The organism is Corynebacterium sp. USCH3, from assembly GCF_037619475.1.
Lineage (GTDB): Bacteria > Actinomycetota > Actinomycetes > Mycobacteriales > Mycobacteriaceae > Corynebacterium.
The window spans coordinates 296,277-307,042 of sequence record NZ_JAQPZT010000006.1; the positions used below are offsets into that span (position 1 = coordinate 296,277).

The window sequence follows — 10,766 nt, forward strand, 5'->3', positions numbered from 1 at the left end:
GCATTAACGTTGTTCATGGCGGGGGTGGTTACGTTGGCCGAGGTAACTGCCGTTACCTCAGTCATAAGGTTATGTAGCTATTGCTACATTCCTGCGGCGGGGTGGGTCTGTGCCCGCGGGACCATGTCGTCGTAGTCCGTCATCAGCGGCACATCCGCGATGTTCTCCGGCACGGCGAACGCATCCACCAACGTCTGCGACCACGGGCCCAGGGAATCCACCAGATCATTCAGAGCCGCTCGGGCAGCCTTCGTCCGTGTACCCGTCAGCAGGTTCTGCTCCTGGTACCAGCCACTGTGTTCATGGATGATGCTCAACACGAACACGTCTCGCACCTGCTCCATGACCTCCTTCGCCTGACCGTCCGCAAGCTGAGCCTCAGCCTCCAGCATCGCCTCCAGGATGATGCGGTCCACGTGGGCCCAGGAACACTCCAGGAGGTGGTCCTGTGCCTTGTCCACCAGATCGGCGGCATCCTTGATGTCCATCTTCTGCGCCGGCCGGATCCGGCGGATCAGAGACATCAGCAGACGGTTCTCCCGCTCCGTCAGCAGGTCCACCTGATTCGCCGGGTCGAACAGGGACGTCTCCTCCCGGTCCGTGAACGAATCCACCAGATTCTGGATCAGCGTGTCGGCCGCCGTCCGACGCTTCAACAACGTCCCGAAGTTGTCCAGGCCGAAACGCACCAGCTCCAACGGCTTCAGGTCCCCGACCTCACGCGAGAAACCCGTCAGCAGCTCCTTCGCCGCCAACTGCATCATCACCACGTTGTCGCCCTCGAAGGTGGTGAACACGTCCGAATCACCCTTGAACGTGGTCAGCAGGTTCTCCGCCATGTAGCCCGCGCCACCGCACGCCTCACGGCATTCCTGGATCGTCCGCGTCGCATGGGCGGTGTTCGCCGCCTTCAAGGCGGCAGCATGCGCCTCCAGCTCACGCTGGTCCCACCGTTGCTCCTTGGTCATGTCCGTCCGGTCGATCTCCGCACTCTCCAAGTCATGAATGCGGGCGATCAGCTGATTCGACGCCAACTGCAGACCGTAGCTCCGCGCAATCAGCGGGATCAGGCGCAGACGGTGCTTACGGTGCTCAATCAGCTTGTTCTCCGGCAGGCTGTCGTCCGCGGAGAACTGTCGGCGCAGATTCGCGTAACTCGTCGCGATCGTCAGTGCTGAGCGGGTCGCGCCGCCGGACGCCGCCCCCACCGTGATCCGGCCCCGGATCAACGCACCCAGCATCGTGAAGAACCGGGCACCGTCCGACTCGATGGGGGAGGAGTACTCACCGTCCTCCGAGACGTCGGCGAACCGGTTCAACAGGTTCTCCCTCGGCACGCGCACGTGATCAAAGGTGAACGTGCCGTTGTCCACGCCCTTCAGGCCACCCTTGTGCAGGTGGTCGCCGATCCCGACACCGGGCTTCGCCGTGCCGTCCTCGTCGCGGACCTCCACCACGATGCAGTGCACGCCATGGGACTCGCCCAGCTCGCCGTCCTCGTCCGGAGTGAACAACTGGCAGAACACGGCGGCCATCCGTGCGTGCTTCGCCGCGTTGCCGATGTACCACTTCTCCGCCGACGCCGTCGGGGTGTTGATCACGAACTCCCCGGTCTCCCGGTCGTACACCGCGGTGGTCTCCAGCGACTGGACGTCTGACCCGTGGCCACGCTCCGTCATCGCGAACGACCCCAGGGTGCGCAGCTCCATGATGTCCTTGATCAGCGGGATGTGCCGCTCCGTGCCGAGGTTCTCCACCGCGCCACCCCACAGTCCCCACTGCACACCGGCCTTGACCATGAGTGACAGATCGGCGCCGCCGACGACCTCGATGGCGGTGAGTGTGGCACCCAGGTCACCGGTGCCGCCGTGGTCCTTGTGGAAGGTGCCGCGAGGAGCACCGGTCTCCAGCATGTCGAACATCTGCGTCAGTGTGCGCTCACGTGCCTCGTCCAGGTCCAACGAGTCATCCGGGAACAGGTTCTTCTCCGCGATCAGTGCGCGGGTCTCGTTCTTCACGTCGGCCCATCGGCCGTCCAGGACTTCCTGGAGCTCAGCGGCCACGGCCTTACGGACCGCACGGTCCGCCTGATCACGCAGTTTCGCCGGGCGGTCGTTACCGCGGCGGGTCAGACTCGCCGCAATCGCAGTGGTGTCGGGGGTCTTCTCAGTGTGTGCCATGCCACTCGATATTACGTGGGAATCGGTGGTTCGGTGAGCGGTGCCACACCATGAGGTCCTACCATATGGGGCATGACCGATCACCACCGCAACGGGCAGGTCCCGTCCCTGTCGACCCACCACCCGACGAGTGGCACGTCCCGCTACTCCCGCGCCTGGCTGTTCGTCGCCTTTGCGGTGTTCAGCGTGGCCTGGGGCGGGAACGAAGCCACCCCGATGCTCGTGTTCTACCGCCAGGAAGCCGTGTTCAGCGATGTCTTCGTCGACTCCCTGCTGGTGTCCTACGCCGCGGGCATCATCGCCGGACTGCTGATCTGCGGTCCGTTGTCCGACCGCTTCGGACGCAAGGCCGTGATGGTGCCGGCACCGCTCATCGCTCTGCTCGGCAGCGTGTTCATCGCCCTCGGCGAAACCACCGAGTCCGTGATGTTCATCGGCCGTATCCTCGCCGGCCTCGCCGTGGGGATCGCGATGTCTGTCGGCGGATCCTGGATCAAGGAGCTCTCCACCCCGACCTTCGACCCGGCGGCCGCACCGTCCTCCGGGGCCAAGCGGGCGACGATGTCACTGACCGCCGGGTTCGGACTCGGCGCGGGACTTGCCGGGGTCCTCGCCGAGTGGGGGCCGATCCCCGGCCAACTGCCCTACATCGTGCACTGCGCGATCTCCGTCGTCGCCCTCGCCGGCCTGGTGACTGTGCCGGAAACCCGCCAGTCGGCACACCTGAAGGTGAAGGGGTCGTTCTGGTCCGACATCCTGGTCCCCACGATCCGGCACCCACGGTTCCTCACCGTGGTCGCCCCGGTCGCACCGTGGGTCTTCGGTGCCGCCGGAGTCGCCTACGCCATCACTCCGCGACTGGTCCAGGATCAGGTATCCAGTCCGGTCGCGTTCTCCGGACTGTTGACTGTCATCGCCCTGGCCTCAGGCTTCACCATCCAGCAGTTCGGGCCGAAGATCAACACCGAGCACAATGCGCGGGGACCGATCGTCGCCCTGGTCCTGGTCATCGTCGGGATGGCAATCGCCAGCGCCGCATCGTCGAACATCGCCGTGTGGAGTGCCGTCATCGTGGCCGTCGTCCTCGGCGCCGCCTACGGTCTGTGCCTGATCAGCGGGTTGACTGAAGTGCAGCGCATCGCCGGGCCGGACGACCTCGCCGGCCTGACCGCCGCCTACTACACGCTGACCTACATCGGGTTCTTCTTCCCGATGATCCTCACCAGGCTGTCGTCGACCTTCAGTTACCCGGTGATGCTCGGTGCCGGCATCGTGGTGGCCGTGGTGTTCCTGGTGATCGTCAGCGTGTTCTCGCGGAAGAACCTGCCGACACAGTGACCGCACGTGGTGGCAGGTCAGTCGGGGCGGCCGGATGCCCCCGACACTGAGGAGAGCACTGCGAGATGCACTGCGACACCGGCCAGCGGAGCCAGCCCCAGGGCCAGCATCGCCCGGGTCTCCGGTGACGCACCCACGAGGAGGAGAGCCACCGCGGCCACGGTCGCGACGGCCCATCCTGCCAGGTACAGTGTGTGTCTCTCAGCGGCGTGTGCGGCGGACCCGGTCACCATCAGCAGTGCGGTCGAGCCGGATGCGAGCGTCAGCAGGGCCAGCACCACCGGTGAACTGACCAGGGCCGCGTCGAAGAAGACCAGCATCAGCGGTCGGGCCAGCCAGTAGGCCGCCGCTCCTCCGACGACGGCTGTTCCGGCGATGATCACCGCCGGGAGCAGGCACGCCCGCAACACCCTGTCGCGGTGCTGCGTGAAGTGCACGATCAGTGCGGGCTGGAAGCGCTGGAGCGGGACCAGCAGCGGTGCCCGGGTCAACGTCACCGCCGTGATGACGGCCGCCAACGCACCGGGAGCCACGCCTGCTCCTGAGGTGAATGTCAACAGGACCGGAAACCCGGTGATCAGGACCGCATTGGCGCCCGACGCCAGCATGGCCTTGACCGTCCGGCGGATGAACTCGCCTGTGCCGACATCGCCGACCTCCCGGAGCACGTCGCGCTGAGACGGGAAGGCCAGGAGCAGCCCGCCCCAGGTCAGAGCTCCGAGGACGGTGACGACGAGGAACGCAAGCAGGTGCCAACCCAGTGCCCAGGCGACCAGTGCGAGGAGGATGCGGACGGCACTGTCCACACTGATCAACCAGGCGAAGGTCGACCACCGGGTCGCCGCGGACAACAGTCCGCAGAGCGCGGCCTGGAAGGTGTAGCAGGCCAGTCCGCCTGCCATGAGGATCACTCCGGCGGTGTTCAGGCCGGTGTCGTCGGGAAGGACCCGTCCTGCCCACAGGGGTCCGGAGAGCGCGGCGAGCACGCCGGTGAGGACGGCGAAACCGGCGGCGACAGCCATCGGGTGGGCCGCTGTAGTGGCAGGGTGCTGGTTTCCGGTGGCCTTCCGGGGGCCGGTGTGGCGGGCAGCCACCGAGCGGGTGGTCTCCTGCAACAGGCCGTCGATCAGGCCGGCCAGGGCGAAGAACAGTCCCCAGAAGACGGAGAAGGCCTCGTAGCTGACCGTGTCGAGGGCCCGGCCCGCGACGACAATCACCGCATAACCGGAAACCGCCACCACAAGGGTGGCGGCGGACAGTGACCTCACGGCTCCGGTGGTACGCACAGTCAGGCCCCTCCCGCGGGTGCCCTGTCACCGGCCTCGGGAAAAAGACCTTTGCTCACCGTGGGCCAGGACGCTGCCGGAGCTTTCGCGAACATCGCCCAACTGTGCAGACCGCGTGGATGGTAGTCGACAGTGGCAGGCACCCCGACCCGGTCGAGCGCCTCATCCAGTCGCACCGTGCAACTCAGGGAACCGATCTCCAGGGCGGCACCGATGGCCTGGTTCCGCACCGTCGCCTGCGACTCCACCGGCATTGGGATGCCGGATGCCACCGACACATAGAGGGGGAGACTCCGCCCCTGATGCGCCGCAGTGAGACGCCCGAGGTTGAGGTAGGGGTCGTGGTCGCGTGCGTAGGCCTCGTCCGCAGGACCCCACATCTGCCCGGTGGTGGCACCGGCGTCCTCGGTGATGTAGTCCACGGTCGGCCTGCCCTGCGGAGAGGTCGTGTCGGCACAACCGGACACCGAGGCGACGGCCCCGTAGATCCCGGGGTTGTGCTGGGCGAGAAGCAGAGCGGACGTCGAGGACATCGACATCCCCAGGATCGCCCGGTTGCCGTTGGCTCCTAGGGCCTCCTCCAACGGACCCGGCAGTTCGCGGGCAAGGTAGGTCGCCCACTGCTGCCGCAGTCCGCCACGGTCCGCGCGGTCCAGCGGGGACGGCTGGAGCCAGTCCGTGTAGTAGGAGTTTTTCCCGTCCACCGGGACGACGACGTTGACGCCCTTGTCGCTGTAGAACTCCACGCCGCCACCTTTACCGAACCAGTTGTTGTCCTCCGGCCCGCCGTCCACCCCGTTGAGCATGTACAACGTGGGGGCGTTGTCGACACCGGCGGGGAGGACCAGCAGCGGAATATCCCGGTTCATTGACGGTGAGTAGGTCCACACCTCCTCGAGCTCGGGGTACTCGTCCAGGAGGACACGCCAGTCAGACTCGTCCTCGGTGAGGTTCGGGGTCGATCGGCCACGGTGAATCTCTGCGGGGCGGACCTGTGAGGGTGAGGCGCCGGTGGGGCGGGTGGCAGTGGTGGCACGGTCCGGCCCGGCGGTCGCGGGTACCGACGTCAGGAGTGCGAGAGTGACGGTGGTGAGACACAGAGAAACCGCCCCACGGATGGTGGGGCGGCGTCGTCCGCCGCCCGGCCTGGCCACGGACATCAGTCGTCTCTTTTCTGCTGGTCGAAGGTGGGGAAGGCCGGGCGGCTGGGCGAGAGGAGTGGGTTACTCCTCGTTGTCGTCCATGTTGTCCTGGATGTCCTGCCAGGTCGGCAGGGAGGACACCGGGGTGGACCCGGCGGCGCCGGCACCCGGGTTCGCCTCGAGGTAGGCCGCCTTGGCCTCGTCGCGCTGGGCGATGGCTACAGACTTGTCGCGCTCAGGGAAAAGGCCTGCGGAGATGGTCGGCCAGGCGTCGAACATGTCGTCCTGCCAGTAGCCCCACTGGTGGGTGCCGGTGTTGCGGAAGTTGTACACCAGGTTGTTGGAGGCCTGGGTGATGCCTTCCTTGTCGGTGGTGGACTTCAGCATGTGGGTGCAGGCGTTGGTCGCCGCCTCGATCACGCCACCCTCGGTGGCGGGGATGAAGGAACCGAGGATCTGGCCATTGAGACGGTCGCCGGAGGAGACGTCGTGCTCGCCCATGAGACCGCTGTTGGAGGACACGTAGACGTTGTGCTGGTCCTTGAGGTCGGCGGCGTTGACCAGTGCGTCGTTCTCGCGGGCCACCTGGCCGTTGCGCTCACCCCACATCTGCTCGTAGGTGGCGCCGCCACGGCTCAGGACGAGTTGGACGGTCTCGGCCATCTCGCCGGAGGTTGCCGCGCATCCGGAATAGGCGCCGATGGAGTCGTAGAACCCGGAGTACTTCTCGCCGTAGACCAGCGTGGTCGACCCGGTCATCGACATGCCGATGATGGACCGGTTGGGGTTGCTGGTGCCGAGTGCGGACTCCATGGGGCCGGGGAGCTCCTGGACGAGGAACGTCTCCCAGGCCTGCTTGTTGCCACCCTTGTCGAGGTTCGGGTTCGGCTGCTCCCAGTCGGTGTAGTACGAGAATGCGCCCTCCATGGGGATGACCACGTTCACGTTGCCCAGCTGGTTTCCGTAGAAGTCGACGGCGGTGGTCTGGCGCAGCCAGTTGGCCGCGCCCTCGCCGCCGTCAGCACCGTTGAGCAGGTAGATCGTCGGCGCATTCTCTGCGTCCTTCGCGGCGCGGATCGTGACGATCGGGATGTTGCGGTTCATCGCCTCGGAGTGGACCATGCGCTCTTCCATGCGCTTGTACCGGTCGCCCGCTTCCCAGAGGTCCTGGGTCATGGGATCTTCGCCGCCCTCGGCCTGGTAGACGTAGTCACGCCAGGCGGCCTTGGCTTCATCGACGTAACCCTCCGCCTCTGCCGCGGCACGGTTCGGGAACGGATTGTTCACCGTGGCTTGGTCCCGGAACTCCTTCGTGGGGTAGGCATCGCGGGGGTCACCGGTCTGTGAGGCGCCGGCGACCGGCTGAGCCTCGCCGGCGAACGCGGCACCCGTGCCGAGCACACTCATGACGGACAGGGGCAGGGCAGTTGCGACGGCGGCAGCCGTCACGCGGGCGATCGCGCGCTTGTTCATTCGGTCCTCAACAAGAAAAGTCAGTAGAGCAGTGCAAGGCAGACTCCGTCAGCATAGCGGGTGGTGCCGCAGCGTGTAAGCCAGATCCCTATTTCACCGGAGGAAACGGTCAGCAGTCCAACCTCGTTACGCCCCCGGCGTAACACTGGGAATGGTGGCATTCGGCCACCGGGGGAGTGTCGACACCCCCTTTTGCGGCGTGAAATACGGACACTTGTAGCACCGGACGTCGGCCGACCGTTTAAGGTGGAGCGCGCCACCCCGGCGCGCGACTCCCGCACACGTGAAAGAGGACCCCGAAGTGAATCTCGCTCCCATCGACCAGTTCATCGTCAGCTCCAACGAGGTGCTCGGCGGCAACATCAACCACTTCCTCTCGACTATCACCGACCTCATCGTCCGTTTCATGTAGGTCAGACACCGCCCTGACCTCTATTTTTGCGGGGGAACGCTCCCGGCGGTGCCCCGACGCTGCACGCCCGGGCCGAAACGTCGTATCCTAGACGGCGTGGCTGAACATTATGACGTAGTAGTAATCGGTGCGGGCCCCGGCGGATATGTCTCCGCCATCCGTGCGGCACAGCTGGGCCTGAAGACCGCAGTGATCGAGAAGCAGTACTGGGGCGGCGTCTGTCTGAACGTCGGCTGCATCCCCTCCAAGGCGTTGATCCGTAACGCGGACATCTCGCACATCCTCACCCACGACGCCAAGACCTTCGGCATCAGCGGTGAGAACATCAGCATGGACTACGGCGTGGCCCACAAGCGCTCACGCAAGGTCTCCGCGGGCATCGTCAAGGGTGTCCACTTCCTGATGAAGAAGAACAAGATCACCGAGATCAACGGTCTCGGCTCCTTCACCGACGATCACACCGTCGAGATCACCGAGGGTGACGACGCGGGTAAGACCATCACCTTCGACAACGCCATCATCGCCTCCGGCTCCGTGGTGAAGTCCCTGCCCGGTGTCGAGATCGGCGGCAACATCGTCTCCTACGAGGAGCAGATCCTCGACGAGAACGCCCCGAAGTCCATGGTCGTCATCGGCGCCGGCGCCATCGGCATGGAGTTCGCCTACGTGCTGGCCAACTTCGGCGTGGACATCACCGTCGTCGAGTTCATGGACCGCGTCCTGCCGAACGAGGACAAGGACGTCTCCAAGGAGATCGCCAAGCAGTACAAGAAGCTCGGCGTGACCCTGAAGACCGGTCACAAGACCACCGCCGTCCGCGACCTCGGCGGCGACGCCGGAGTTGAGGTCGACATCGAGACCGCCGACGGCTCCAAGTCCGAGACCATCAAGGCCGACCGCGTCATGGTCTCCATCGGCTTCGCCCCCCGCGTCGAAGGATTCGGCCTGGACAAGACCGGCGTGAAGCTCACCGAGCGCGGTGCCATCGACATCGACGAGCGCATGCGCACCAACGTCAAGGGCATCTACGCCATCGGTGACGTCACGGCCAAGCTGCAGCTCGCCCACGTGGCGGAGGCGCAGGGTGTCGTCGCCGCCGAGACCATCGCCGGCGCGGAGACCCAGGAACTCGGCGACTACATGAACATGCCGCGCGCCACGTTCTGCTCCCCGCAGGTCGCCTCCTTCGGCTACACCGAAGAAGCGGCGCGCAAGATGGCGGAGGAGAACGGCCGCGAGATCAAGGTCGCGTCCTTCCCCTACAGTGCCAACGGCAAGGCGATGGGCCTCAACGAGGGTGTCGGGTTCGTGAAGATCGTCGTCGACGCCGAGTACGGCGAGCTCATCGGTGGCCACATGGTCGGCCCGGACGTCTCCGAGCTGCTGCCCGAGCTCACCCTCGCGCAGCGCTTCGACCTGACCGCCGAGGAGATCGGACGCAACGTCCACACCCACCCGACGCTGTCCGAGGCGATCAAGGAAGCCGCCGAGGGCACGATGGGGCACATGATCAACCTCTAGGTCCCGTCCGGTCGTCACAGCTCTTTCGTGGGAGCTGACCCGAGGCCCGCAGAGCACGCCCGCTCTGCGGGCCTCTGTCGTGTCTGCGCCGGGCGGGCTATACTCAAACTAGTTGATACATCAACTAAAAAGTCGGACGAGGAGCCCCACATGTCCAACACCGAAGAACACCCCGTCCCACTGCTGTGCGGTGAGGACGGCGGACGGGTCGGCGTCGAGATCATCACCGCCCGGGACGTGCCTCTGGGAGGGCCCCGGGCGATGACGGTGCACAGGACGCTTCCGCAGCGCCGCCGCAGCCTCATCGGGGCCTGGTGCTTCCTCGACCACTACGGTCCGGACCCGGTCGGTGCCACCGGCGGCATGGATGTGCCCCCGCACCCGCACACCGGGTTGCAGACCGTCTCCTGGCTCTTCGACGGGCAGGTCCGCCACAACGACTCCCACGGTGTCCACGAGACCGTCCGCCCCGGAGAGCTGAACCTGATGACCGCAGGTGCAGGTATCTGTCACTCGGAGGTGTCGACCGACGACACCACCACCCTCCACGGCGTCCAGCTGTGGACCGTCCTGCCCGAGAGCGCACGCCACGGACCACGGCGCTTCGACCATTACGCGCCGGAGCCGGTGCGCTTCGACGGGGGGACGGCGCTGGTGTTCCTGGGCTCCCTGCTCGGGTCGCAGTCCCCGGTCCCGACGTCCACCCCGTTGGTCGGCGCCGAACTCCGGCTGGACCCCGGGGCGAGGCTGCGACTCGCCGTCGACCCGTCCCATGAACACGGGATCCTGGTCGACGCCGGTCAGGTCACCGTGGAGGGGCGGGACGTGGCGCGCACCGAACTCGCCTACACCGGTACCGGGGCGGGCGTCCTGACCGTGGCGAACCCGGGTGCCGAGCGTGCCCGGCTCATCCTCATCGGGGGAACCCCCTTCACAGAGGACGTCGTGATGTGGTGGAACTTCATCGGACGCGACGACGCCGAGATCCGGGCATACCGCGAGGAGTGGAACTCCCACGGAGAGCGGTTCGGCGAGACCACCGGATACTCCGGGCACGACCCAAACGGCCCGGAGAGGCTGCACGCCCCCGAGATGCCGCACTCCCTCATCCGGCCGCGCAGTAACCCTGCCGCCGTCGCACGGACGGGCGACGACCCCTACGGGCCGACCCGTCGCACAGACGACCATGCGCAACACCGAGGAGGACCTATGACCGACAAGACCGACAGAACCGACAAGACCGGGGTGCCTGTCACCGTGCGGCTCGTGGACGAGGGCGGTGCCTACGGCATCTACCTTGACGGAAGCGGTACCCCGGCCGGGGCGACGTACTTCCTCGACGGCAACGACGGCAACGACGGCAACGACGGCAACGACGGCAACGACGGCAACGACGGCAACGACGGCAACGACG

The 10,766-nt window shown here is 66.3% G+C and carries 6 protein-coding genes and 1 pseudogene; 3 read left to right on the forward strand and 4 right to left on the reverse strand.

Features of this window, described 5'->3' with window-relative positions; translation table 11 throughout:
* Positions 1-83: 83 nt before the first annotated feature.
* On the reverse strand, positions 84-2,180 hold the full coding sequence (locus tag PQI66_RS14195) for an acyl-CoA dehydrogenase family protein (RefSeq protein ID WP_339999166.1): 2,097 nt from the start codon (positions 2,178-2,180) through the stop codon (positions 84-86).
* A gap of 72 nt (positions 2,181-2,252) precedes the next feature.
* Between PQI66_RS14195 and PQI66_RS14200 the strand changes: the two genes are divergently transcribed.
* Complete coding sequence (locus tag PQI66_RS14200) at positions 2,253-3,518, forward strand: MFS transporter (RefSeq protein WP_339999167.1); 1,266 nt, start codon at positions 2,253-2,255, stop codon at positions 3,516-3,518.
* Positions 3,519-3,535: 17 nt separating this feature from the next.
* Here PQI66_RS14200 and PQI66_RS14205 read toward each other — a convergent pair whose 3' ends face one another.
* From PQI66_RS14205 to PQI66_RS14215, 3 genes are all read right to left on the reverse strand, one after another.
* The gene (locus PQI66_RS14205) at positions 3,536-4,804 is read right to left on the reverse strand and encodes a hypothetical protein (RefSeq protein WP_339999168.1); all 1,269 of its coding nucleotides are present in this window, start codon (positions 4,802-4,804) and stop codon (positions 3,536-3,538) included.
* A gap of 2 nt (positions 4,805-4,806) precedes the next feature.
* A complete protein-coding gene (locus PQI66_RS14210) occupies positions 4,807-5,964 on the reverse strand; it encodes an alpha/beta hydrolase (RefSeq protein ID WP_339999169.1) in 1,158 nt (385 codons plus the stop codon).
* A 63-nt stretch (positions 5,965-6,027) separates the two neighbouring features.
* Positions 6,028-7,419 (reverse strand): alpha/beta hydrolase, encoded by a 1,392-nt coding sequence (locus PQI66_RS14215; RefSeq protein WP_339999170.1) that lies wholly within the window; start codon positions 7,417-7,419, stop codon positions 6,028-6,030.
* A 508-nt stretch (positions 7,420-7,927) separates the two neighbouring features.
* Between PQI66_RS14215 and lpdA the strand changes: the two genes are divergently transcribed.
* Positions 7,928-9,352, forward strand: a complete 1,425-nt coding sequence (lpdA, locus tag PQI66_RS14220; RefSeq protein WP_339999171.1) for a dihydrolipoyl dehydrogenase — start codon at positions 7,928-7,930, stop codon at positions 9,350-9,352.
* A 150-nt stretch (positions 9,353-9,502) separates the two neighbouring features.
* Positions 9,503-10,495 (forward strand): annotated as a pseudogene (locus PQI66_RS14225) (pirin family protein); the annotation flags it as partial.
* Positions 10,496-10,766 lie beyond the last annotated feature (271 nt).